The organism is Streptomyces sp. NBC_01276 (genome assembly GCF_041435355.1).
Lineage (GTDB): Bacteria > Actinomycetota > Actinomycetes > Streptomycetales > Streptomycetaceae > Streptomyces.
On the sequence record NZ_CP108442.1, the window covers coordinates 4,595,512 to 4,619,405 of the forward strand.

Here is a 23,894-nt window from a genome sequence, read left to right on the forward strand (position 1 = left end):
GCTTCTGACACCAAATGACGCATCCTTGTCAGCAATCCCCGCGAGAGAGGCGCTTCCAGGATGAGTGCACCCATGTCACCTCACGGACCCCAGGGTTTCTCGACCGTGCGAGGTCGCGGCTACCGGACCGAAGAGGTCGACCGGTACCTGGCCCGGCTGTCCGGGAGCCGGGACGAGGCGTGGGAACGGGTGGCGCGGCTGACCGTCCTGGCCAAGCGGATGGAGGCGGAGGCGGAGCGGCTGGGCGTCGTCGTCGCCTCGCTGGCCCCGCAGACGTACGACGAGCTGAGCGAGCGCGCCCGGCGGATCCTGTCGCTCGCCCAGGAGGAGGCGGAGGTCCTGCGCCGCGACGCACGGGCCGACGCGGTGGAGGCGAAGGGCGCGGCCGAGGCGCACGCCGACCGGGTGGCGGAACTGGCGCGGCACGACGCGGAGGCCGTGCGCGAGCAGACCGAGGTCCGGGCGCGGCAGGGGCTGTCGAGGGCCCAGCGGGAGGCCGACGCGATGCGGGCGGAGGCGCGGGAGGACGCGGCGGGCTGGCGGGCGGAGGCGGTGGCGGCGCTCGGGGAGATGCGTCGGCGCACGGAGGCGCTGCTCGCGGAGCGGGAGCAGGAGCACGCGGAGCGGTGGGACGCGGCCGGGCGGGAGCTGGCCGCGCGCCAGGCCGAGCTGGAGGCGCGGAGCGCTGAGCAGGAACGGCAGGCGGAGGCGCGGCTGGCGGACGCGCGGCGGGGGTTCGCGGAGGCGGAGGAGACGGCGCGGCACGGGCAGGAGGACGCGGAGGCGCGGGCCGCGGAGCTGATCGCCGAGGCGCGGGTGCGGGAGGAGCGGGTGGGGCGGGAGACGGACCGGGTCCTGCGGGAGCACGCGGAGGCGCAGGAGGAGATGCGGGCCCACATGAACCACGTGCGCTCCAGCCTGGCGGCGCTCACGGGGCGGGCGCCAGCGGAGGGGTAGGGGGCTTGCCGTTGCCCTGGCCGGGCGGTTGTCCGGGGGCGGGGTCGGGGGTGGCCGGGGTCGGGGCCGGGGCGGGGTGTCGTCCGGGACTGCATGATTTATGGCGCCCTGTCCGCAGCTGCGGAGTTTTTTGGGGTACCTCGCGCCAACACATCACGTTTTACGTCCCGGCCGACACCCCACCCCGTCCCCGCCCCCGGCCGGGTGCTACCCCCCTCATGAAGCCCGGCCCTCGTGGCGCATGCCGCCCCGTGGCGTCAGAGGTGCTTCGACAGGAACGTGGCGATCAGGGGCGCGATCGTCGGGAGGTGGGTTTCCAGGGCGAAGTGGCCCGCGCCTTCGAAGACGTGGATCTCGGCGTCCGGTACGTCGCGCCGGTACGCCTCCGCTCCGGCCGGGGTGAAGAAGGGGTCGCCCGCGCCCCAGACGACCAGCAGCGGCGGGCGGGTCGTGCGCAGCCAGGTCTGCCAGTCGGGGTAGAGCGCGAAGTTGCCGGAGTAGTCGAAGGCCAGGTCGGCCTGGGCGTCGGCGCGGCCCGGCAGGCCGAGGTAGTGGAGGTCCAGGGTCCAGTTGTCCGGGGAGAGGAGGGAGCGGTCCGCGACTCCGGTCTCGTACTGGAAGCGGGTGCCCTCCTCGGTGAAGAGGCGGCGGACGCGCTCCTCGTTGCCGGGGACCTCGCGGCTGAGCCCGGCGAATCCGCGGGCCGCGTCCGAGAGCCCCTCGTCGTACGCGTTGCCGTTCTGGACGATCAGGCCCGTGACCCGTTCCGGCCGGCGGGCGGCCAGGCGCAGGCCCACGGGTGCGCCGAAGTCGAAGACGTAGAGCGCGTAGCGGTCCAGGCCGAGGGCGTCGGTGAAGCCCTCGACGACGTCCGCGAGCCGGTCGAAGGTGTACGTGAACCCGTCCGGGGCCTCGGTCCGGCCGAAGCCCGGGTAGTCGGGGGCGATCAGCCGGTACGGGGTGTCGCCGAGCGCGTCCATCAGGCGTGCGAACTGGTGGGAGGCGGTGGGGAAGCCGTGCAGGAGCAGCAGGACGGGGGCGTCCGCGGGGCCGCTCTCGCGGTAGGCGACGGACACGCCGTCGACGTCGACGGTGCGGTGGATCGGCATCACATGCCTCCTCGTGGCTTGGTGGCATTAGTCTTGCGGAGGTCTGGCTAATGGGTCAAGGGGGATTGGTAGAGTTAGTTCATGGTTTCGTTTCCGCTTGTGGGTGAGCCCCTCGCCCTGGACCTGCTGAACGCGGGGGAATTGCTCGACGCCCCCGTGGGCCTCGCCGCCTGGATCGGGGAGCAGGCCGGGCGGCTGGAGCCGGTCGATGAAGTGGGGGAGGCCGAGGTGTCCGCCGTGCGGGCCGTCCGGGAGGTGGCCGGGCCGGTGCTGGGCGCCGTCCGGCGGGGCGGGGCGCCGCCGGACGGGGCGCTGCGCGCGCTGAACGGCTTCCTGGCCGCGGCCCCCTCGCACACCGAGCTGGCCTGGACGGCCGGGGCCGGGCTGACGGCCGCCCCCTGCCGGACGGCGGACCCGGCGCGGCGGCTGGCCGCGGAGCTGGCGCAGGCGGTGGCGGAGCTGGCGACGGACCCGCGGGTGACGTCGGTCCGCCGGTGCGAGGCGGAGGGCTGCGTGCTGCTGTTCCTCCCCGCGCACCCGCGGCGCCGCTGGTGCGTGGCGTCGGTCTGCGGCAACCGGGCCCGGGTGGCCCGCTACTACGCCCGTCACAAGGAGGCCGGGGCGTGAGCGCCGAGTGGGAGGCGCTGGACGAGAGCCGGCGGGCGTTCATGATCAACGCGTTCGAGATCGACATCCTGCCCGGGGTCTGGGGCGACCTGGCGGAGGAGGACAAGGAGCTGCCGGTCTCCGCGCTGGCCGCGATGCTGCTCGACCTCGTCGACCGGGGCTGGGTGGAGGTGCGCCGGGTCGCGCCGTGGACCGCGCCCGACGGCACCCCCGGCTACCGGCCGGGCGAGCGGGTCCCGCGTGCGGAGCTGCCCGCGGTGCTGGCCGACCCCGACGAGTGGGAGTACCCGGCGGACGGGGCGGAGTGGATCGGGGCGCTGACCCTGACGGAGACCCCCGAGGGATGGCGCGTCAACCGCATCGGGCCGCAGGAGGCGGGCTATCCGGCCGGTTCGTAGCGGTACGGGTCGCTGCGCAGCCCGCGGGAGGTGACCACCACCGTGAACGGGGGCCGCGCCGTGGCCGGGAGCGGGGCGGTCAGGGCGCCCGTCGCGGGGTCCGGGGTGGCCGGGACGGCGGTGTCGTCCACCGTGAGGCGGGGTTCGGTGAAGCCGCCGCCCTCCACCGTGAGCAGGCCGTCGGCGGCTTCGACGTGGGTGATGACCGGGTTGGCGCGGGTGGCCATCTTGTTCACCAGGTAAGCCCCCGCCGGGGCGCCGGTCAGGGCCCAGACCTCGGACGGCAGTCGCGGGAGTCCCGCGCGCACGTCGGAGAGGAAGAACAGGACGACGTAGAGCATCGTGACGGCGCTCAGGGCCACGTACTGGAGGTCCACGAGGTCGGTGCGGCCGCTGTCGTTCGCGATCAGTTCGCGCAGCGGGCGCCGGCCGGTGGCGGTGGGCCTGGGGGCCGGCTTGGCCAGGGTGCCGCTCTCCACCCGTATCCCGACGACCGTCTTCGCCGCGATCAGGGCCACGTAGGGGCCGCCGAGCAGCGGCAGGTAGACGGAGGTCAGGGAGGACAGGGGGCCGTCCGGGCCGTGGAAGTACGCGACCCCGCCGCCCGCCGCCAGTCCGTACCCGAGGATCGCGAGCAGCAGCCAGACCAGGATCACGGTCCAGGCCAGCGCGAGGGCGGTGGAGGTGGAGAGCCGGCCGTCGCGGCCGGTCACCGTGCCGGGACGGTGGTACAGGCGCAGGCCGACGGGGCCGGCCAGCGCGGCCAGTAACGCCAGCGCGCAGAGTGCGGATGTCATGTCGTCCCCCCGGGTGCGGTCCAGGGGAAGAGGGTCACCCAATGGGTCCGGGCATGACAAGTCTGCCGGTGGCGGCTACTCCCCTTCCGGCAGCACCGGGAACCGTCGCGGCGCGACGAGCAGCAGCACCAGCAGGGCGGCCGCGCCCGCGGCCGTCGCGCCCAGGAAGATGTGGTCCACGGCCGCCGCCACCGCCGAGCGCAGGTGGTCCGAGGCGGCCGGGGTCAGGGAGCCCGGCTCGGCCAGGGCCCGCGACACGTCGTCGAGCCGCTCCGGGGACCCCGACGCCGGGGAGTCCGCCAGCCGGGCGGCGACGGTCGCGTTGGCCACCGCCCCCAGCAGCGCGGCTCCCACGCTCTGCCCCACGGTGCGGCAGAAGAGCACGGAGGCCGTCGTGGTGCCCCGCTCGGCCCAGCCCACCGTGGACTGCACGCCGACGATCAGCGGCAGCTGGAACAGCCCGAGGGCGGCGCCCAGCAGCAGCATGACGAGCGCGGGCTGCCACGGCCGGGCGGGATACGGGAGCAGGGTGAAGGCGAACAGCACGACCGTCGCGAGGGACATGCCGAGGACGGCGGTGTCGCGGAAGCCGATGCGCCGGTAGACGTGCTGGCACAGGGCGGCCGACAGGGGCCAGCTCAGGGTCATCAGGGCCGTCACGAAGCCGGCCCCCACCGGCCCGAGGCCGAGCACGGACTGCGCGTAGGTCGGCATGAACACCATCGGGGCGACCATCAGCAGCCCCAGGGCGCCGAGCGCCAGGTTGACGGCGGCGATGGTGCGCCGGCGCCACACCCAGCCCGGCAGGATCGGCAGGGCCGCCCGCCGCTCGATCCGGACCACCACGGCGGCCAGGACCGCGCTCGCGCCGAGCAGCCCCAGCGAGGGCGCCGACAGCCAGGGCCAGGCGACCCCGCCCTGCACCAGTGCGAAGAGCAGCAGCCCGCCGCAGGCGAAGACGCCGAGGGCCCCGGCCCAGTCGACCGGGCCCCGGCGGCCGGGGGAGCGTAGGGGCTCCACGAGGTGGCGGGCGGTCAGCCACAGGGCCAGTCCGGCGAGCGGCACGTTGATCAGGAAGGTCCAGCGCCAGCCCGCGCAGGCGGCGAGCAGACCGCCGAGGGCCGGGCCGATCAGGGAGGAACTCGCCCACACGGTGGTCATCCGGGCCTGTATGCGCGGGCGGTCCCGGAGCGGATAGAGGTCGGCGGCCAGGGTCTGCACGGTGCTCTGCAGGGCCCCGCCGCCCAGCCCCTGGACGATCCGGAAGGCGATCAGCGCGGCCATGTTCCAGGCGGACGCGCACAGTACGGAGCCGAGGAGGAACAGGGCGGTGCCGAAGAGGAGGACGGGCTTGCGGCCGAGGGTGTCGCTGAGCCTGCCGTAGACGGGGAGGGTGACGGTGACGGCGAGGAGGTAGCCGGAGAAGAGCCAGGTGAAGACCGAGAACCCGCCGAGGTCCCCGACGATCTGGGGGACGGCGGTGGAGACGATCGTGCTGTCGAGGGCGACCAGGGCCATGTTCAGCATCAGCGCGACCACGACGGCGGTGGGCGGGCGCCTTCGCACGCCGTCCGCCGCGGGAGCGGCCCCGGGACCGGTCGCGGCGGGAGGTGCCCCGGGACCGTCCGCCGCTGGAGGTGCCCCGGGACCGGTCCCGGTGTGAAGGGCCCCGGCGGGAGCGGCCGTCGCATTGGCCGGAATTCTGCCCGCCGACGGATCCCCGGCCGCTGCCGGCGCCCCCCGCCCGGGGGCGTCCGCCCCGCCCGTCCCTGACCCCACCCTGTCCCCCTCGTCCGCGGACGGACACCATCTCACCGGGGGTGCGGACGGCGACATCCCCTACCCCGGATCGCCCGAAGGGTGGACATCCCCTAGGGGTGACTCCCCACTAGGGCGCAGGGGACTTTCGTCCCGGCGGATGAGGCCGAAGGTCCTCCGGCGTCCTTAACTGGTTCCTACGGGCGGGGACGTGGGGGTGGGGTTAACCCCCGGGTGGATACGGCGAAGGGCACCAGGGCGCCGGACACCCCCCGCACCGCAGACTTCACGGCGGCGACGCATTCACGCGCGCAGACGAAACACAACGGGGGAGAACACCGTGACAACGGCGATGACCGAAACCAGGCACGGAGGGACCGGCGGCCAGAGCTCCGTCGCGGCCCGGGCGCGCGAGGTCGTCAAGGCCTACGGCTCCGGCGAGACCCGCGTCGTCGCCCTGAACGCCGTCGACGTGGACATCCACCGCGGCCAGTTCACCGCGATCATGGGCCCCTCGGGCTCGGGCAAGTCCACGCTGATGCACTGCCTGGCCGGGCTGGACACGGTCACGAGCGGACGGATCGAGCTCGACGGCACCGAGATCACCGGCCTGAAGGACAAGAAGCTCACCCAGCTCCGCCGCGACAAGATCGGGTTCATCTTCCAGGCCTTCAACCTGCTCCCGACCCTGAACGCCCTGGAGAACATCACCCTCCCCATGGACATCGCGGGCCGCAAGCCCGAGCCGCAGTGGCTGGAGCGGGTCGTCGAGACCGTCGGACTCGCCGGCCGCCTCAAGCACCGCCCGACCGAGCTCTCCGGCGGCCAGCAGCAGCGCGTGGCGGTCGCCCGCGCCCTGGCGGCCCGTCCCGCGATCATCTTCGGCGACGAGCCGACCGGAAACCTGGACTCCAGGGCCGGCGCCGAGGTCCTCGGCTTCCTGCGCCGGTCGGTGGACGAGCTCGGCCAGACCATCGTGATGGTCACCCACGACCCGGTCGCCGCCTCCTACGCGGACCGCGTCATCTTCCTGGCGGACGGCAGCATCGTCGACGAGATGTACGCCCCCACCGCCGAGCAGGTCCTCGACCGCATGAAGGACTTCGACGCGCGCGGGCGGACCTCGTGACCGTCATGAAGACCGCGCGTCGCAACTTCTTCGCGCACAAGGGGCGGATGGCGCTCTCCGCCATCGCCGTACTGCTCTCCGTCGCCTTCGTCTGCGGCACGCTGGTGTTCACGGACACCATGAACACCACCTTCGACAAGCTGTTCGCGGTCACCAGCTCCAACGTCACCGTCAGCCCCAAGCCGCCGGCCGAGGGCGAGGAGAACCAGAACCGCGGCAAGCCGCGGGTGCTGCCCGCCTCGGCCCTGGAGAGCGTCCGCAAGGCCGCGGGCGTCAAGTCCGCGGAGGGCGGCGTCTTCTCGACCGCCGTCACCGTCGTCGACTCCAAGAACGAGAACATGGGGTCGAGCACCGGCGCCCCGACCATCGCCGGCAACTGGACCGAGAACGAACTCAAGTCCATGAAGATCACCTCCGGCCGGGCCCCGCGCGGCCCCACCGAGATGATGATCGACGCCGACACCGCCGAGAAGCACCACCTGGCACTCGGGGACGAGCTGCGCACCATCGCCGTCACCGGTGACATCCGTACGAAGATCAGCGGCATCGCCTCCTTCACCGTCACCAACCCGGGCGCGGCGATCGTCTACTTCGACACCGCCACCGCGCAGGAAAAGCTCCTCGGCGCGACCGGCGTGTTCACCCACGTCAACGTCACCGCCCAGGACGGCGTCAGCGACGAGCAGCTCAAGAAGGACGTGGCGGCCGCGGTCGGCGCCGACACGTACAAGCTGCAGACCGCCAAGGAGGCCGCGGCCGACAACAAGAAGGACATGGGCTTCCTCGACGTCATGAAGTACGTGATGCTCGGCTTCGCCGGCATCGCCTTCCTCGTCGGCATCTTCCTGATCTTCAACACCTTCTCGATGCTGGTCGCCCAGCGGACCCGCGAGATCGGCCTGATGCGCGCCATCGGCTCGGACCGCGGGCAGATCAACCGGTCCGTCCTCGTCGAGGCCTTCCTGCTCGGTGTGGTCGGCTCCCTCGCCGGAGTCGCGGCGGGCGTGGGCCTGGCCGTCGGCCTGATGAAGCTCATGGGCCAGATGGGCATGCACCTGTCCACCGACGACCTGACCGTCAAGTGGACGACCCCGGTCGTCGGCCTGCTCCTCGGCATCATCGTCACCGTGGTCGCCGCCTACATCCCGGCCCGCCGGGCCGGCAAGGTCTCCCCGATGGCCGCCCTGCGCGACGCCGGCACCCCCGGCGACCGCAAGGCCGGTACCGTCCGCGCGGTCCTCGGACTGGTCCTCACCGGGATCGGCGGCGCGGCCCTGTTCCTCGCCGGCGCCGCCGAGAAGGCCTCGGCCGGATCGCTGTGGCTGGCCCTGGGCGTCTTCTTCACCCTCATCGGCTTCATCGTGATCGGCCCGCTGCTGGCCGGCGTGGTGGTCCGGGTGCTCGCCGCCCCCGTGCTGCGGCCCTTCGGCTCCGTCGGCCGGCTCGCCGAACGCAACGCGCTGCGCAACCCGCGCCGTACGGGGGCCACGGCCGCCGCGCTGATGATCGGACTGGCGCTGGTCGCCTGCCTGTCGGTGGTCGGCTCCTCGATGGTGGCCTCGGCCACCGACGAGCTCGACCGGACGGTGGGCGCGGACTACATCGTCAGCTCCCAGACCGGACAGCCGGTCATGCCGCAGGCCGAGGAGGCCATGCGCGCCGCCAAGGGCCTGGACCACGTCACCGCCTACCGCGAGGTGGACGCCAAGGTCACCGCGCCCGACGGCAGCAGCCTGCAGACCGGCCTGAGCGTCACCGACCCGACGTACGCCCAGGACGTGCGCCGCAAGATGACCGCCGGAGCGCACAAGGACGCGTACGCGCCCGGCTCCATGTCGGTCGGCTCGATCTACGCCGACCAGCACCACGTCAAGGTCGGCGACGAGATGACGGTCGCCTTCACCGGGGGCAAGACCGTCCGGCTGAAGGTCGCCGCGATCACCTCGGACGAGGGCAACCTCGACAAGGGCGTGAAGTACATCAGCACCGCGACCGCCGAGGCCAACCTCCCGGCCGACCAGCTGGCCCGCCCCTTCATGCTGCTGGCCAAGGCCAAGCCGGGACAGGCGGACGACGCCTACCCGGCCCTCAAGGCGGCCATGGCCGGGTATCCGCAGTACAAGGTGCTCAACCAGACCGACTACAAGCAGAACCTCAAGGACCAGGTCGGGCAGCTGCTCAACATGGTCTACGGCCTCCTCGCGCTCGCGATCATCGTCGCGGTGCTGGGCGTCGTGAACACCCTGGCCCTCTCGGTGGTGGAGCGGACCCGCGAGATCGGCCTGATGCGCGCCATCGGCCTCTCCCGCCGCCAGCTGCGCCGGATGATCCGTCTGGAGTCGGTGGTCATCGCCCTCTTCGGCGCCCTGCTGGGCCTCGGTCTCGGCATGGGCTGGGGCGCCACCGCGCAGCAGCTCCTCGCCCTCCAGGGCCTGAAGGTGCTGGAGATCCCGTGGCCGACGATCATCGGGGTCTTCGCCGGCTCGGCCCTGGTGGGCCTGTTCGCCGCACTGGTCCCGGCCTTCCGGGCGGGGCGGATGAACGTACTGAACGCGATCGCGAGCGAGTAGTCGGCGCGGACCGGTCGTACGGGGGAACGCGGGGGAGGCGACGGGGGAGGGAGCGGGGGAACACGGGGGAAGCGCGCCGGCCCCGGCACGTCCGACAGGACGGGCCGGGGCCGGCGTACGTCCGTGTCCGGCTCAGGCCACCCGCTGGAGCAGGACGACCCCGCCCGCCTCGCCCACCAGGACGAACCGCGATCCCGGATGCAGCCGGGCGGCGTAGTCGACCGGGTTCTGCCCGGCCCAGCCGGAGGAGTTGTCGAAGGTCAGGTAGGCCGGGAGCACCCCCCGGGTGTTGCCGATCCAGAAGACCCGGCAGCGCGAGGTCAGCCGGGTCAGCACACCGATGTCGGCCTCCACCCCCACCCCGTCCGGGATCCGCGCGAGCAGCTTCTCCACGGCGGCCACCCGGGCGGGCTTGCGGTAGGTCTCCCGCTCCCCGAGCCGGGCCAGCGGCAGGCTGGTCGCGCTCAGCGCGAGGGCCGCGGCGAGCACGGCGGCGGGCAGCTGGTGGGCGTACGAGCGCAGCCACGGCCGCCGGTCGCGCCGTACGGTGTCGAGCGCGTCGGCCAGGGCGAGGAAGACGACCGGCATCAGGACGGCGCTGTAGTGGAAGTCGGTGGACCAGAAGTACGGGTCGCTCGACAGGAACCGCCAGCCGAGGGTGGGCGCGGCCACCAGCAGCAGCGGGGAGCGCAGCGCCAGCAGCCCGGTGGTGGGCACCAGCAGCCAGGCGAGGGTGGCGAGCTTCGTGCCGTACCCCTGGAAGGGGCCGCCGCCCTTGCCCATCTTCTCCCAGTAGGTGTAGCCGTCCAGGGCGAAGCCGGGTATCACCACGGTGAAGAGCAGTACGGCGGTCACCACCCCGGCCAGCGCGACGGCGAGCGCGAGCCGGGCTGCCCGCCGGTCCGCGCTCCGGGCCCGCAGGGCGATCACCAGGGCCAGCACCGCCACGGTGGCCCCGAGGTCCTCCTTGACCAGCAGCAGCGGTAGCGCCCAGAGGAGCGCGGCGCGCCACCGGCGCGCGAGCAGCGCCTCCAGCGAGAAGGCCAGCAGCGGCACCGCGAAGCAGATCTCGTGGAAGTCGAAGTCGATGGTCCGCTGGATCCCCCAGGACAGTCCGTACGCCGCCCCGACCGCGAGCCCGCGGCCCTGCCCCAGGAGGCGGACCGCGGCCCGGGTGACGGGCAGCGCGGACAGCGCGAGCAGCGCCGCCTGCACCACCAGCAGGGTGACCGGGCCCGGGAAGACCCGGTAGAGGGGGGCGATCAGGGCGATGACGGGACTGAAGTGGTCGCCGAGGACGAGGGCCCCGGGGCCCTTCAGGTCCACCACCGGGGCCTGGAGGTGGGCGTAGGCCCTGACCGCCTGCTCGAAGATCCCCAGGTCCCAGGAGGACTCCTCCATCCGCCGGTGGCGGCAGACGGAGAGCGTCGCGTACGCCAGGAAGAGCACGCCGACGAGTGCGTACGGGGCCCGTCGCAGCGCCGCGGACGCCAGGCGGGCCCGCCCGGCGGCGGGCGGGCGGGCGTACGCCGGCGGGGAGGGCGCGGCGGGTCCGCCCGCGGGCTCCTCGGCGGTCTGGGGGCTCCCGGACGTGGACATAAGGACAGATTGTCATCCCGGACCGGACCGGGCCGCTCCGGCCCCTCACCCGTGCGGAGGCCGGAATCCCCCGCGCGGGCGTCACACCCGCGTCGTAGGGTGGGAACCCCCGGCCCGTTCACGTGTCGGGTCCTTCGCGTTGCCCCTCCACGCCCCTCCCCAGGACGGAAATCCGCCTTCATGAGCCTGCACGGACTGCTCGACGCCGTCACCCGGGACCCCGCCCTCGCCGAGGCGGTCACGGCGGCCGGGGACGGCAACCGCATGCACGTGGACCTCGTCGGTCCGGCCGCCGCGCGGCCCTTCGCGATCGCCGCGCTGGCCGCCCGTACGGAGCGGACCGTCCTCGCGGTCACCGCCACCGGGCGCGAGGCCGAGGACCTGGCCGCCGCGCTGCGCTCGCTGCTGCCGGCCGACGGGGTGGTGGACTACCCCTCCTGGGAGACGCTGCCGCACGAGCGCCTCAGCCCGCGCAGCGACACCGTCGGCCGCCGCATCGCGGTGCTGCGCCGCCTCGCGCACCCGAGCAAGGACGACCCGGCCGCCGGGCCCGTCTCGGTGGTCGTGGCCCCCATCCGTTCCGTGCTCCAGCCGCAGGTCAAGGGGCTCGGGGACCTGGTGCCCGTCAGCCTGCGCCAGGGGCAGAGCACCGACCTCGGCGAGGTCACCGGGGCGCTGGCCGCGGCCGCGTACGCGCGCGTCGAGCTGGTCGAGAAGCGCGGCGAGTTCGCCGTGCGCGGCGGCATCCTCGACGTGTTCCCGCCCACCGAGGAGCATCCGCTGCGCGTGGAGTTCTGGGGCGACGAGGTCGAGGAGATCCGCTACTTCAAGGTCGCCGACCAGCGTTCCCTGGAGATCGCCGAGCACGGCCTGTGGGCCCCGCCCTGCCGGGAGCTGCTGCTGACGGACGAGGTGCGCGAGCGGGCGGCGGCCCTGGCCGAGGCCCACCCGGAGCTGGGCGAACTGCTGCACAAGATCGCCGAGGGGATCGCGGTCGAGGGCATGGAGTCCCTCGCTCCGGTCCTCGTCGACGACATGGAACTGCTGATCGACGTACTGCCCGCCGGGGCCATGGCCGTGGTCTGCGACCCGGAGCGGGTGCGGACCCGGGCCGCCGACCTGGTGGCCACCTCGCAGGAGTTCCTGATGGCCTCCTGGGCGGCCACCGCCGGCGGCGGCGAGGCCCCCATCGACGTCGGCGCGGCCTCGCTGCGCGGCATCGCCGACGTCCGCGACCACGCCCGCGAGCTCGGCATGATGTGGTGGTCGGTCTCCCCCTTCGCCGCCGAGGACGCGGACCTGGCCGGCGGGGACACCCTGAAGCTGGGCATGCGCGCCCCCGAGGCCTACCGCGGCGACACCGCCCGCGCGCTCGCCGACACCAAGGGCTGGATCGCCGACGGCTGGCACACCGTCTACCTCACCGAGGGCCACGGCCCGGCGGCCCGCACCGTGGAGGTCCTGGGCGGCGAGGGCATCGCGGCCCGGCTGGAGGCCGACCTGCCGTCCCTGGAGCCGGGCGTCGTGCACGTGTCCTGCGGCTCCCTCGACAACGGCTTCGTCGACCCGGCCCTGCGGCTGGCCGTACTGACCGAGACCGACCTGACCGGGCAGCGCACCGCCACCAAGGACCTCGGCCGGATGCCGACCCGGCGCCGCAAGTCCGTGGACCCCCTCACCCTGGAGGTCGGCGACTACATCGTCCACGAGCAGCACGGCGTCGGCCGCTACATCGAGATGGTGCAGCGCACGGTGCAGGGCGCCACCCGCGAGTACCTCCTCGTCGAGTACGCGCCCGCCAAGCGGGGCCAGCCCGGCGACCGCCTCTACATCCCCACCGACCAGCTGGAGCAGGTCACCAAGTACGTCGGCGGCGAAGCCCCGACCCTGCACCGGCTCGGCGGCGCCGACTGGACCAAGACCAAGGCGCGCGCGAAGAAGGCGGTCAAGGAGATCGCCGCCGACCTCATCAAGCTCTACAGCGCCCGCATGGCGGCCCCCGGCCACACCTTCGGCCCGGACACGCCCTGGCAGCGCGAGCTGGAGGACGCCTTCCCGTACGCGGAGACCCCCGACCAGCTCACCACCATCGCCGAGGTCAAGGAGGACATGGAGAAGTCCGTCCCCATGGACCGGCTGATCTGCGGCGACGTCGGCTACGGCAAGACGGAGATCGCCGTCCGCGCGGCCTTCAAGGCGGTGCAGGACGGCAAGCAGGTCGCCGTCCTCGTGCCCACCACCCTGCTGGTGCAGCAGCACTTCGGGACGTTCTCCGAGCGGTACGCGCAGTTCCCGGTGAACGTGAGGGCGCTGTCCCGCTTCCAGAGCGACACCGAGTCCAAGGCCACCCTGGAGGGGCTGAAGGAGGGGTCGGTCGACATCGTCATCGGCACCCACCGGCTGTTCTCGCAGGAGACGAAGTTCAAGGACCTCGGCCTGGTCATCGTCGACGAGGAGCAGCGGTTCGGCGTCGAGCACAAGGAGCAGCTGAAGAAGCTGCGCGCCAACGTGGACGTGCTCACGATGTCCGCGACCCCGATCCCGCGCACCCTGGAGATGGCGGTGACCGGCATCCGCGAGATGTCGACGATCACCACCCCGCCCGAGGAGCGCCACCCGGTCCTGACCTTCGTCGGCCCGTACGAGGAGAAGCAGATCGGCGCCGCCGTCCGCCGCGAACTGCTGCGCGAGGGGCAGTGCTTCTACATCCACAACCGGGTCGAGTCCATCGACCGGGCCGCCGCCAGGCTCCGCGAGATCGTGCCCGAGGCGCGCATCGCGACCGCGCACGGGCAGATGTCGGAACAGGCCCTGGAACAGGTGGTCGTCGACTTCTGGGAGAAGAAGTTCGACGTGCTCGTCTCGACGACGATCGTCGAGTCCGGCATCGACATCTCCAACGCCAACACCCTGATCGTGGAGCGCGGCGACAACTTCGGCCTCTCCCAGCTGCACCAGCTGCGCGGCCGCGTCGGACGCGGGCGCGAACGCGGGTACGCGTACTTCCTGTACCCGCCGGAGAAGCCGCTGACCGAGACCGCGCACGAGCGTCTCGCGACGATCGCCCAGCACACCGAGATGGGCGCCGGCATGTACGTGGCGATGAAGGACCTGGAGATCCGCGGCGCGGGCAACCTGCTCGGCGGCGAGCAGTCCGGACACATCGCGGGCGTCGGCTTCGACCTGTACATCCGGATGGTCGGCGAGGCCGTGGCCGACTACCGGGCCGCGATCGAGGGCGGGGCGGAGGAGGAGCCGCCGCTGGAGGTCAAGATCGAGCTGCCGGTCGACGCGCACGTCCCGCACGACTACGCGCCCGGGGAGCGGCTGCGCCTGCAGGCGTACCGGTCCATCGCGTCGGCGAACTCGGAGGCCGACATCAAGGCGGTGCGCGAGGAGCTCACCGACCGCTACGGCAAGCTGCCCGAGCCGGTGGAGAACCTGCTGCTGGTGGCGGGACTGCGGATGCTCGCCCGGGCCTGCGGGGTCGGCGACATCACCCTCCAGGGGCCCAACATCCGCTTCGGCCCGGTGGAGTTGCGCGAGTCCCAGGAGCTGCGGCTGAAGCGGCTCTACCCGGGGACGGTGCTCAAGCCCGCGACCTCGCAGGTGCTGGTGCCGCGCCCGAAGACGGCCCGGGTCGGCGGGAAGCCGCTGGTCGGGCGGGAACTCCTGGCCTGGACGGGGGAGTTCCTCACCACCATCCTCGGTTCGTAGCCGGCCCGGCTGCATATCATCGGATGATGATCCCTTCCGTCGCCCTGCGCTGCCCGGCGCAGCAGGACCGTCCGGCCCTGCTGCTGCGTCCCTGGGAGGAGGCGGACGTGCCCGCGCTGAGGGGCGTGTACCGGGACCCGGTGCTGCGCCGCTGGACCCGGTACCCCGTCGACAGCGAGCGCGACGGGCTGATGTTCGTGGAGGACGGCCGGCGGGACTGGGCCGAGGGCCGGCGGTTCGGCTTCGCCGTGGTGGAGGAGGACTCGGGACTGCTGGTGGCGGGCAGCGTCCTCAAGCGGGCGGGCTCGGCGGACGGTCCGTCCGCCGAGGTGGGCTACTGGACGGCGGCGCCCGCGCGGGGCCGCGGCGTCGCCCCGCGCGCCCTGGAGGCCCTCACCGCCTGGGCGTTCGCCACCTTCGCCGGGGCCGGTCTGGAACGCCTCGACCTCCTGCACCAGGAGGACAACGAGGCCTCCTGCCGCGTCGCGGCCAAGAGCGGGTACGCCTTCGAGACGACCCTGCCCGCCGCGCCGCCCGAGTTCCCCCTCAGCGGCCACCTGCACGTGCGGCGGGCCTCCGCCTGACGGGGCGGGCGGGGCGGGCGGGGCTGACAGGGCGGGCAGAGCGGACGGGGCGGACGGTCGTCAGACGGCCTCGCCCGCCGGGCCGCCGATCTTCGACATGTCCAGGACGTCGGAGTCCTGTGGGGAGGCCGTGTCGACCGGGACGTCGAACGCCGAGAACAGCGCCTCGCCTGGGGTGTCCCCGCTGACCGCCGACTTCAGCACGTACGGCTTGCCCTCCGTGGCGACGTAGTCGGTCTGCGTGCCCTGCCGGGACGGGGAGGTGACCGCCAGCGCCGGCTTGCCGTCGACGGTGGTGGGCTGTCCCTTGCGGGCGAGCGGGCTGCCCTTGCCGAAGTCGCCCGTCAGCTTGTCGAGGTCGCAACTGCCCGTCATCGACGCGGCCCGCGGATCGGAGACGGGGACCTTCACCCACCGGTCGGCGAGCGCGGCCACCATCTGGTCCGTCTGCTTCTGCGGGGTGTTCCGCTGCCGGGCCGCGCCCCGCCAGTAGGCGGCGTCGCCCCGGAAGTGCACCAGCTCGGTGGACTTGATGATGTCGAGGCGGCCCATGCCCTCCAGGCGGACGGCGCCGTTGCAGTTGCCCTTCTTGTCGAGGGACAGGTCGATCTGCATGGGCTTGCCCTGGTAGTCGACCTTCGCGGTGACGTGCGCCGACTCCGCCTTGCGGGTGGCCTCGTAGGCCTCCGTCAGGATCTCCTGCCCGGACCGTTCGGCGAGCGGGCCGCCGCTGCGGGCGGGCGCCGGGGCCCCGCCCGGGGCCGAGGGCGAAGGGGCCTTGGCCGCACGGGCCTCGCGCCCCACGGACGCGGCCGTGCCCGGACCGCCCCCGCAGGCCGTCAGGCCGGTGCCGATCAGGGCCGTGGCGGCGAGGGCCGCCGCGCTGGTCTTCGTACGGCTGCGCATTTCGGATCCCCCCGTGGAAAGTCGAACAGGCTCAGCCGTCGAGCGTAGAGGGTGCCTGAGACACGGGGCGGGCGGCCCCGGCCCGGGACGCGCCGCCGGCGGGGGCGCCGGGCCGGCGCAGCTCCGCGTATTCGGCGCTGCCGGCGTCCGGGCCGCCCCGCTGCCAGTGCCTGACGAGGTACGGCTCGCCGTCCAGCAGCACGTGGTCGATGAGCTCGACGCCGCCGGGCCCCTTCGAGGTGAACACCGCCACCGGCTTGCCGTTCTTGTAGGTGTCCGGCTCCCGGTGGACGCCGGTCCGCTCGGCCGGGAAGGCACGGGAGGGGCGGCCCTCCGCGCAGAGGGCGAGGAGGTGGGCGACCGACGGGTCGCCCGGCCTGACGTCGAACCAGCCGTCCTGGTCGTCGGGGGTCTTGACGGGCCCGTCCCCGAAATGGTTCTGGAGGAATCCGGCATCGCCCCTGAAGGAGAACCTGCCGTCCTCCATCAGGACCTCCCCCACCCCGGCCCGGAAGACCGTGACCTGGCCCCAGCACGTGCTGTCGCCCTCGAAGGACAGGTCCGCCCTGATCTGGCGGTCGCCGATGGTGCGCTGGACGGTCGCCCGCTTGGAGTCGGCCAGATCCGTCTGCTCGTAGGCGGAGCGCAGGACGGCGGCCGGGTCCTTGTCCGCGAGCGGGTCGGGCGCCGGAGCCGAGGCCGAGGCCGACGGCGTCCGCCGCGCCGCCGCGTCGGCGGCCTTCGGCCCGCAGGCGGTGGCGCCGGCGGTCAGCAGGGCCGCGCAGGCGAGTGCGGCCATGGACACGTGTACGGGTGGTGTGGTGCGCAAGACGGGTCCCCCCCTGGGATCGGTCAGGAACCCAGAGGGTAACCACGGCCACCCGGAGGGGGACTGGAGGGGAGGGAGGGGGAAGGCGGGCGGTCGGGGCGGTCGGGGCGCGGGTCGTCCAGGGGGCGCGCCGCGGCCGGTCCGGCGGACGGGCGGCCCGGACCGACCGGGCTGCGACCCTGCAACGGTTGGGGCCTTCCCCTCACGGACGGCCGGAAAGGCTGTATACGCTCAGACCAGCACCCTTCCGTACGCCTCGTCAGGAGCAGCGATGCACGGCCCCGGCCTCCCGCCGCAGCACGGCCCCCACGGCCACCGTTCCCTCTCCGGGAGCGAGATGACGCTGCGCGTGCTGTTCACGGCGCTGCCGCTGCTCAGCTGCGGGTTCTTCGCCTGGGGGTCGGTGCTGCGGCTCGCGATCCTCACCCGCAAGGGGCGGGACTGGGCGCTGCTGGTCATCAGCGGGGTGCTGTCGATCGTCTGGCTCACCCTCATCGAGATGGACCCCACGGCCGAGGTCAACGGCTGGCAGGGCAACCTCGGCGCCGGTGGCTCGATCTTCACGGGTTTCGCGATCTGCGTGTACCACCTCGTCGCGGACATCCGCCACCACGAGAACAAGCGCCCCGCCCCGGCCGTCGGGGCCGCGCCCTGGTACCCGGCGGGCCCGCAGGCCCCGTACGGCGGGCAGCAGACCACCCCCTCCTACGGCTATCCGCCCGTGCGGAACCCGGCCCCCGCGCCGGCGCCCCCGCAGGTTCCCCCGCAGACGCCGCCGCCGCCGCGCCTCGGGCAGGTGCGCGCCGAACTCGACGAACTCAGCGAGCTCCTGCGCCGCCAGGGCCCCGGTCAGGGTCAGGGTCAGGGCCCCGGTCAGGGCCCGGCCCGCCCGCCGCAGCCCCCGCAGCCCGGCGGCCCCTACCAGGACCCGAACAGCACGGCGTTCCAGGACCCGAACCGGTGACCGAGAGCGAACGCCTGATCGGCGAGCGCTACCAGCTCGCCACCATCCTCGGACAGGGCGGCATGGGCCAGGTGTGGACGGCCTACGACCGCCGCCTGGACCGGCGCGTCGCCGTCAAACTGCTGCGCCCCGACCGGGTGGCCGGCCCCGGCACCGTCGCCGAGGAGCTGCGCCGCCGCTTCGTGCGGGAATGCCGCGTCACCGCCCAGGTCGACCACCCCGGGCTGGTCACCGTCCACGACGCCGGCAACGACGGCGACGAGCTCTACCTCGTCATGGGCTACGTCGAGGGCTCCGACCTCGCCGACCACCTCGCCGGGCACGACCCGTACCCGTGGTCCTGGGCGGTCGCGGTGGTCGCGCAGCTGTGCGCCGTGCTCTCCGCCGTGCACGCGGTGCCGATCGTCCACCGCGACCTCAAGCCCCGCAACGTGATGATCCGGCCCGACGGGACCGTGCTCGTCCTGGACCTCGGCGTCGCCTCCGTGATGGACACCGACACCACCCGCCTCACCAGCACCGGTTCCCCGATCGGCAGTCCCGCCTACATGGCGCCCGAACAGGCGATGGGCGGCGCGGTCGGCCCCTACACCGACCTCTACGCCCTCGGCGTGCTGCTCTACGAACTCCTCTCCGGCAACGTCCCCTTCGCCGGATCGACCGCCCTCGGCGTCCTGCACCGCCACCTCTACGAGCCCCCGGCCCCGGTGCGTCCGCTGCGCCCCGAGATCCCGCCGGAGCTGGAGGCGCTGATGCTGCGCCTGCTCGCCAAGGACCCGCAGGACCGGCCCGGTTCCGCGCAGGAGGTCTACGAGGCCCTCGAACCCCTGCTCCCGGCCCGCGGCAGCCGCTCCCCGGCGGGCCCCCTCGACCCCACCCGCCCCTTCCTGCGCCCCCAGGCGCCCTGGCCGGACCGGGCCGCCGTCGTCCCGCCCCGGCCGGCCGACCCGCCCGCGCCGCCCCGGCCGGACATCCCCGGCGCGGTGGACGAGGCCCGCAAGCTGCTCGACCAGGGGCAGCTCACCCGGGCCGTGGACATCCTCGGCGGGATCCTCCCGGCGGCGGCCGCCGAGCACGGCGAGCACTCCCCGGTGGTCCGCTCGCTGCGCAAGCAGTACGCCGCCACCCTGATGGACGACGGCCAGTTCCGCCGCGCCCTGCCCGAACTGCGGCGCCTCGCGGACGAGTTCCCGGCCGGGGACCCGCAGGCGCTGCGCCTGCGCTACGACGCCGCGCAGTGCCTGGAGCAGCTCGGCGAGCCGGCGGCGGCCCTGGCCGAGTACCGGTCGCTGCTGCCCCTGTTCGAGAACCACTACGCCAACCCGGACCCGGGCCTCCCGCTGGAGGTCCGCCGCCGGATAGCGCACCTGCTGCTGTCGCTGGGCGACCGCCCCGCTGCCCACGACACCCTGGTCCGCCTCCTGTACGACACGGACCGCGTCCACGGGCCGGGCCACCCCCTCGCGGTGGACGTCCGCCGCACCCTGCAGTGGCTGGGCCAGGTGCGCTGACCTCCCGGCCGGGGCCGGGCCCCCGGTCCGGGACAGGGAGCCCCGGCGCCGGTGACCCCCGCGTCAGCGCGCCCGCCGCCGGCGCCTGAGCGCCAGGCCGAGCACCACCAGCGCCGACAGGCCGGCCGCCGCCGTGCCCAGGACGAGGCCCGGGGGGCGGAAGGAGCAGGTCAAGGCGGTGGTGCGGCCGTCCAGAGGGACGGCCAGCAGGCCGAGCCGGGACCGGGCCGGGCGGCCGTCGCAGGTCCAGCCCGCGATCGCCGGGACCGCGACCACGGCCGTGCCCCGGCTGCCCGGCGGCAGGGTGGCGCGCAGGCCCGAGTCGGTGACCTTGACCGAGGTGGCGGCCGTGGCGCGCAGGGCCGCCACCGCCGCCGACAGGCGGGGCCGGTCCAGGCAGGACAGCGCCCACCGCGCCGGGGCGGGCCGGTCGAAGACCAGCCTGGAGGCGGGCCCGCGCGAGAGCCCGAGGGGCTGGAGCGCCGCCCGGTTGCGGGGGGCGCTGCCGTTCAGCCGGAACGGGCGGCCACCGGCGAGGCGGGCCGTGGCGTTGTACTCCGGGGCCCACAGGTAGGCCTCCGTCCCCGCCCGGCAGACCCCGGGCGCGACCGGGTCCTCGTAGACCTCCGCGCCCAGCAGCAGCTCCTGGTTGGCGAAGGGGGATTCCCCGTAAGCCGGTTCGGGGCCCGCCGGGTGGACGGTGACCAGCGGCGGGACCTCGGCGCGGGCGATCGTGCCGTCGGGCTTCAGGCGCGCGCCGACCGCGAACACCGCGTCCGTCACCGGGTTGTCGAGGCTCTGCACGTTGCGGCCCCGCGAGGTCCAGCCCGCGCCCAGCGCCTGCATCGTGCGGGTGAACACGTCCGGGGTGTGGCTGCTGTAGTACGAGCCGCCCTCGCCGCCCAGCAGCATCGGGTCGTTGCCGGACAGCGCCGGCCGGCCCGCGTCGGTCCGGTACGCGGGCCAGCCCTCGGCGCCCGCGAGGGCCTCGGCGCGCCGGGTGTGCGCCGCGTTCCAGGACGGGTAGTCGTCCAGCCCGGCCAGTTTGCCCTTGTGGCCGTACGCCGTCGTCGCCGCGGCCTGCGCCACCAGCACCGCCGCCAGCAGACCGGCGGCGGGCAGCAGCAGCCGCGGCCGGCGCAGCGCCCACCAGGCCCCGGCCGTCAGTGCCAGCCCGCCGACGGACAGGGCGTACCCCCAGGTGGTGGTCAGGGCGCTGCCGCTCGCCCACAGCCCGGCCGCCGCCAGCACCGCGGCCCCCGCCGCCAGCGCCCGTCCCGAGGGCGGTCCGGCCGCCAGCCCCGTCCAGGCGGCGATCACCACGATCCCGGCCAGCACGAAGGTCTGCCGGTACGCGCTCCCGTTCGGGGTGGCGAACAGGTGCCAGGCCAGGTGGGTCGGCTCCCACTGCAGCGACAGCAGCACCGCCGTCACCAGCCCGGCCCACCACCACCGGGTCCGGGCGGGCAGGGCCCGGTGGAAGGGGAGCGCCGCGACCAGCAGCAGGGTCCCGGTGCCCACGAACACCGCGGGGGAGTTGAAGGAGTACGTCGCCGGCATCAGCCGCGCGAACAGGTCGGACCACGGCACCGGACCGAACGGGCGGGACCACCCCGGATAGGCCTGCTTCGAGCTCAGGAACAGCGGCACCAGCACCGGCGCGGCCAGCCCGATCCCCAGCAGCACGGTCCCCGCCGCCCGCCCGACCACCCGGGCCCGCTCCCTCGCGCCCTCCCGGGTCAGCACCACCCGCACCAACAGCACCAGGGCCGCACCCAGGGTGGCCATGTAGGCGGTGTAGAAGTTCGCCGTCCAGCCCACCGCCACCACCAGCACCCCGAGCACGGGCCGCCGCCCGCGCAGCGCCCACTCGCCGGTGAGGCACAGCAGGGGGAAGGAGATGAGCCCGTCCAGCCACATCGGGTTGTAGGAGGCCTCGATCACCGACCAGCCGCACAGCGCGTACGAGGCCCCCAGCAGTCCCGCGGCCCACCACGGCCCGGGCCGCTGGGTGCGCAGCAGCCAGGCCATCGCCGCCGCCGCGGCGGCCGTCTTCAGCACGGTGACCGCGTACACCGCGAGGTCGATGTCCTGGCGCGGGAACAGCGCCACCAGCACGGCGAAGGGGCTCGTCAGATAGGTCCCCAGATCGGGCAGGAAGCTGGTCCCGTACCCGGACTGCCAGTTGAAGAGGAGACCGCCCTGCGCCCGCCCGTGCAGCAGGTCCCACAGGTGCGCGTGGAACGGCACGAACTGGTTGCCGAGGTCGTTGACGCTGCGGTGGCGGGGCCCGTACGGGAAGACGCGCGCGGTGGCGTCCCCGCCGCACACGGCCACGACGGTGACCAGCGCCGCGAACGCCGCCCCCACCAGGCCGGCCCGCCGCGCGGAGCGGCGCGGGGGAGCGGGGACGGGACGGCCGGGGACGCGGCGCGGGGCGAGCTGCTGTGTCGACATGGTGGAGCGACCATCCCAGGAACGGTGGGCAGGGCGGTGGCCGGGGGGTGAACTCGCACCCCAACACCCCCCGAATCGTTGGTCGAAGCGGTGGCCCGTACCACCCTGACTGCATACCATCGATCACCGCACGGCCCTTGTGCACCGACGCACAATCTCCCGGCCCTGGAGGCTCCTTTGCACCGTCGCACAGCGCTCTCCGTCTCCGCCGCCCTCCTCGCGGCGGCCCCCCTGCTGGCCGCCTGTTCGGGCGGGACGCGCCCCGGCACGGCGGCCGTCGTCGGCGGGGAACGCATCACCACCTCCGCGCTCCAGGCCCAGGTCAACCACGTCCGCACGGCGCAGAACCGTTCCGGGCAGGGTGCGCAGCTCATCGAGGCGACCGCCGGACTGGAGCGCCTCAAACTCAACAAGATGATCCAGACCGCCGTCCTGGAGCGGGCCGCCGACGACGCGGGCCTGAGCGTGAACACCCGGGAGATCGAAGAGGTCCGCAAGGCGCAGCTGCAGCAGGCGGGCGGGGAGAAGGAGCTCGCGGCGGCCGCGCTGCAGCAGGCGCAGCTGGCGCCGGACCAGCTGGAGGCGGACACCCGCTTCAAGCTGCTGCGCGACAAGCTCTTCGAGCACTACGGCAGCCAGGACAAGGCCCTGGCCAAGCTCGGGCAGGCGGCGAAGGCCCTGCACATCGAGGTCAACCCGCGCTACGGCCGCTGGGACGCGCAGCAGATCATCCTCGGTGACCAGCAGACCCCGTGGATCACCCAGCGGACCCGTCCGGAGCAGGCGGGACCCGCCGGAGCCTGACGCGCGCGGGCGGAGGTAGGTTCGGAGGGTGACCGACCACACCGCCGAACCCGCCCCCGCCGCCTCCGCCGATGCCCGCGCCGGTGCCCCCGCCGAAGCCGGCGCCGAAGCCGGTGCCGGCCCCGGCCGGATCGTCCTGCTGACCGCCAGCCACCGGGTCGCCCCCGGCCTGCTCTCCTGGCCGGCCTGGCGGACCCTGCGCGCCGCGGACCTGGTGCTGTGCGCCGATCCGGCCCATCCGCAGCTGCCGTACCTGCGCGAGGCGGGGGTGGAGGTGGCGCGGGAGGTGCCCGACGCGCACGGGCTCGTCGACGCGTGCGCGGGCGGCCGTACGGTCGTGGTGATCCCGGGCGGCGAGGGCGATCAGCGGCTCACGGACGGACTGGCCCGTCTCGCCGGGTCCGGCCGTGTCAGCATGCCCGACCTGGAACTGCTGCCGGGCTCCTACGACCTGCCCGGAGCGCGCCTGCTCGACCTGGTCCAGGTCATGGACCGGGTCCGGCGCGAATGCCCGTGGACCTCCCGGCAGACCCACGAGGGGCTGGTGAAGTACGCCATCGAGGAGGCGTACGAGCTGGTCGAGGCGATCGAGGACGGCGACCGCGCGGCGCTGCGCGAGGAGCTCGGCGACGTGCTGCTCCAGGTGTTCTTCCACGCCCGCATCGCCGAGGAGGCCGGCCGGGCGGAGGAACCGGTAGGGGAAGCGGGAGGAGAAGAGGGAGAAGAAGGGGAAGGACGGGAGGCGGCCTTCTCCATCGACGACGTCGCGGGAGACCTGGTGGACAAGCTGGTACGCCGCCACCCGCACGTCTTCGGGGACGCGCGGGCCGACTCCCCGGAGGACGTCAACGCGCACTGGCAGGCCACCAAGGCGGTCGAGAAGCAGCGGGAGTCGGTCACCGACGGGATCCCGCTGGGCCAGCCGGGGCTCGCGCTCGCGGCCAAGCTCGCCGGCCGGGTCCGGGCGGGCGGCATCGACGTGGAACTGCCCCGCGGCGAGGGCGTCGGCTACGAACTGCTCGCGCTGGCGGCGCGCGCCGAGGCGGCGGGCACCGACCCCGAGACGGCGCTGCGCGCGGCGGCCCGCGCGTACCGGGACGCGATCAGGGTGGCCGAGGGCGTCGGCTGAGCCGGCGGCCCGGGTCCGTAGGCGGTAGGGGCGCCGGGCGGTGGGCGGG

Annotated in this window: 18 protein-coding genes; 11 read left to right on the forward strand and 7 right to left on the reverse strand. The window is 74.1% G+C overall.

All coding sequences use genetic code 11. The features are described 5' to 3' along the window. Window positions 1-72: 72 nt before the first annotated feature. Window positions 73-957, forward strand: a complete 885-nt coding sequence (locus OG295_RS20655) for a DivIVA domain-containing protein (RefSeq protein ID WP_371678205.1) — start codon at window positions 73-75, stop codon at window positions 955-957. A 257-nt stretch (window positions 958-1,214) separates the two neighbouring features. On the opposite strand, the gene OG295_RS20660 is transcribed toward OG295_RS20655, so the two are convergent. Continuing rightward, the gene (locus OG295_RS20660; RefSeq protein WP_371678206.1) at window positions 1,215-2,066 is read right to left on the reverse strand and encodes an alpha/beta fold hydrolase; all 852 of its coding nucleotides are present in this window, start codon (window positions 2,064-2,066) and stop codon (window positions 1,215-1,217) included. 81 nt (window positions 2,067-2,147) lie between these two features. On the opposite strand from OG295_RS20660, the gene OG295_RS20665 reads away from it, so the two are divergent. Beyond that, window positions 2,148-2,693 carry an ABATE domain-containing protein gene (locus OG295_RS20665; protein WP_371678207.1) on the forward strand — a complete coding sequence of 182 codons (546 nt, stop codon included), beginning with the start codon at window positions 2,148-2,150 and terminating at the stop codon, window positions 2,691-2,693. Continuing rightward, a complete protein-coding gene (locus tag OG295_RS20670) occupies window positions 2,690-3,091 on the forward strand; it encodes a hypothetical protein (protein WP_371678208.1) in 402 nt (133 codons plus the stop codon). The genes OG295_RS20665 and OG295_RS20670 overlap by 4 nt, the downstream gene beginning before the upstream one ends. On the opposite strand, the gene OG295_RS20675 is transcribed toward OG295_RS20670, so the two are convergent. Together OG295_RS20675 and OG295_RS20680 are read right to left on the reverse strand one after the other, a co-directional pair. Further along, window positions 3,073-3,888, reverse strand: a complete 816-nt coding sequence (locus OG295_RS20675; RefSeq protein WP_371678209.1) for a hypothetical protein — start codon at window positions 3,886-3,888, stop codon at window positions 3,073-3,075. The genes OG295_RS20670 and OG295_RS20675 overlap by 19 nt on opposite strands. Window positions 3,889-3,963: 75 nt before the next feature. Continuing rightward, complete coding sequence (locus tag OG295_RS20680; RefSeq protein WP_371678210.1) at window positions 3,964-5,724, reverse strand: MDR family MFS transporter; 1,761 nt, start codon at window positions 5,722-5,724, stop codon at window positions 3,964-3,966. A gap of 274 nt (window positions 5,725-5,998) precedes the next feature. Between OG295_RS20680 and OG295_RS20685 the strand changes: the two genes are divergently transcribed. Beyond that, on the forward strand, window positions 5,999-6,775 hold the full coding sequence (locus tag OG295_RS20685; protein WP_371678211.1) for an ABC transporter ATP-binding protein: 777 nt from the start codon (window positions 5,999-6,001) through the stop codon (window positions 6,773-6,775). Beyond that, window positions 6,772-9,345 carry an ABC transporter permease gene (locus OG295_RS20690; RefSeq protein ID WP_371678212.1) on the forward strand — a complete coding sequence of 858 codons (2,574 nt, stop codon included), beginning with the start codon at window positions 6,772-6,774 and terminating at the stop codon, window positions 9,343-9,345. The genes OG295_RS20685 and OG295_RS20690 overlap by 4 nt, the downstream gene beginning before the upstream one ends. Window positions 9,346-9,477: 132 nt before the next feature. Here OG295_RS20690 and OG295_RS20695 read toward each other — a convergent pair whose 3' ends face one another. Next, window positions 9,478-10,944, reverse strand: coding sequence for a DUF2079 domain-containing protein (locus OG295_RS20695; protein WP_371678213.1), 1,467 nt, complete (start codon window positions 10,942-10,944; stop codon window positions 9,478-9,480). A 180-nt stretch (window positions 10,945-11,124) separates the two neighbouring features. Here OG295_RS20695 and mfd point away from each other — a divergent pair, with 180 nt between their 5' ends. Together mfd and OG295_RS20705 are read left to right on the forward strand one after the other, a co-directional pair. Continuing rightward, window positions 11,125-14,661, forward strand: a complete 3,537-nt coding sequence (gene mfd / locus OG295_RS20700; RefSeq protein ID WP_371678214.1) for a transcription-repair coupling factor — start codon at window positions 11,125-11,127, stop codon at window positions 14,659-14,661. A 26-nt stretch (window positions 14,662-14,687) separates the two neighbouring features. Further along, on the forward strand, window positions 14,688-15,245 hold the full coding sequence (locus tag OG295_RS20705) for a GNAT family N-acetyltransferase (protein WP_371678215.1): 558 nt from the start codon (window positions 14,688-14,690) through the stop codon (window positions 15,243-15,245). Between the two features lie 60 nt (window positions 15,246-15,305). Here the strand turns inward: OG295_RS20705 and OG295_RS20710 are convergent, their stop codons facing one another. Next, window positions 15,306-16,151 carry a hypothetical protein gene (locus tag OG295_RS20710; protein WP_371678216.1) on the reverse strand — a complete coding sequence of 282 codons (846 nt, stop codon included), beginning with the start codon at window positions 16,149-16,151 and terminating at the stop codon, window positions 15,306-15,308. 31 nt (window positions 16,152-16,182) lie between these two features. Next, on the reverse strand, window positions 16,183-16,980 hold the full coding sequence (locus OG295_RS20715; protein WP_371678217.1) for a hypothetical protein: 798 nt from the start codon (window positions 16,978-16,980) through the stop codon (window positions 16,183-16,185). Window positions 16,981-17,251: 271 nt separating this feature from the next. Here OG295_RS20715 and OG295_RS20720 point away from each other — a divergent pair, with 271 nt between their 5' ends. Both OG295_RS20720 and OG295_RS20725 read left to right on the forward strand, forming a co-directional pair. Continuing rightward, a complete protein-coding gene (locus OG295_RS20720) occupies window positions 17,252-17,944 on the forward strand; it encodes a hypothetical protein (protein WP_371678218.1) in 693 nt (230 codons plus the stop codon). Continuing rightward, complete coding sequence (locus OG295_RS20725) at window positions 17,941-19,455, forward strand: protein kinase (protein ID WP_371678219.1); 1,515 nt, start codon at window positions 17,941-17,943, stop codon at window positions 19,453-19,455. The genes OG295_RS20720 and OG295_RS20725 overlap by 4 nt, the downstream gene beginning before the upstream one ends. A gap of 63 nt (window positions 19,456-19,518) precedes the next feature. Here OG295_RS20725 and OG295_RS20730 read toward each other — a convergent pair whose 3' ends face one another. Continuing rightward, window positions 19,519-21,912 (reverse strand): YfhO family protein, encoded by a 2,394-nt coding sequence (locus tag OG295_RS20730; RefSeq protein WP_371678220.1) that lies wholly within the window; start codon window positions 21,910-21,912, stop codon window positions 19,519-19,521. A 177-nt stretch (window positions 21,913-22,089) separates the two neighbouring features. On the opposite strand from OG295_RS20730, the gene OG295_RS20735 reads away from it, so the two are divergent. Continuing rightward, window positions 22,090-22,716: a SurA N-terminal domain-containing protein gene (locus OG295_RS20735; RefSeq protein ID WP_371678221.1), complete on the forward strand. Its 627-nt coding sequence runs from the start codon at window positions 22,090-22,092 to the stop codon at window positions 22,714-22,716. 130 nt (window positions 22,717-22,846) lie between these two features. Continuing rightward, entirely contained in the window at window positions 22,847-23,845 is a 999-nt protein-coding gene (locus OG295_RS20740; RefSeq protein WP_371681250.1) for a MazG family protein, read from the forward strand. Window positions 23,846-23,894 lie beyond the last annotated feature (49 nt).

Bases quoted from the DNA above. Each gene is read 5' to 3' on its own strand.
- OG295_RS20655 (WP_371678205.1), top strand. From the start codon at position 73: ATGTCACCTCACGGACCCCAGGGTTTCTCGACCGTGCGAGGTCGCGGC.
- OG295_RS20660 (WP_371678206.1), bottom strand. From the start codon at position 2,066: ATGCCGATCCACCGCACCGTCGACGTCGACGGCGTGTCCGTCGCCTAC.
- OG295_RS20665 (WP_371678207.1), top strand. From the start codon at position 2,148: ATGGTTTCGTTTCCGCTTGTGGGTGAGCCCCTCGCCCTGGACCTGCTG.
- OG295_RS20675 (WP_371678209.1), bottom strand. From the start codon at position 3,888: ATGACATCCGCACTCTGCGCGCTGGCGTTACTGGCCGCGCTGGCCGGC.
- OG295_RS20680 (WP_371678210.1), bottom strand. From the start codon at position 5,724: ATGTCGCCGTCCGCACCCCCGGTGAGATGGTGTCCGTCCGCGGACGAG.
- OG295_RS20685 (WP_371678211.1), top strand. From the start codon at position 5,999: ATGACCGAAACCAGGCACGGAGGGACCGGCGGCCAGAGCTCCGTCGCG.
- OG295_RS20695 (WP_371678213.1), bottom strand. From the start codon at position 10,944: ATGTCCACGTCCGGGAGCCCCCAGACCGCCGAGGAGCCCGCGGGCGGA.
- mfd (WP_371678214.1), top strand. From the start codon at position 11,125: ATGAGCCTGCACGGACTGCTCGACGCCGTCACCCGGGACCCCGCCCTC.
- OG295_RS20705 (WP_371678215.1), top strand. From the start codon at position 14,688: ATGATCCCTTCCGTCGCCCTGCGCTGCCCGGCGCAGCAGGACCGTCCG.
- OG295_RS20710 (WP_371678216.1), bottom strand. From the start codon at position 16,151: ATGCGCAGCCGTACGAAGACCAGCGCGGCGGCCCTCGCCGCCACGGCC.
- OG295_RS20720 (WP_371678218.1), top strand. From the start codon at position 17,252: ATGCACGGCCCCGGCCTCCCGCCGCAGCACGGCCCCCACGGCCACCGT.
- OG295_RS20730 (WP_371678220.1), bottom strand. From the start codon at position 21,912: ATGTCGACACAGCAGCTCGCCCCGCGCCGCGTCCCCGGCCGTCCCGTC.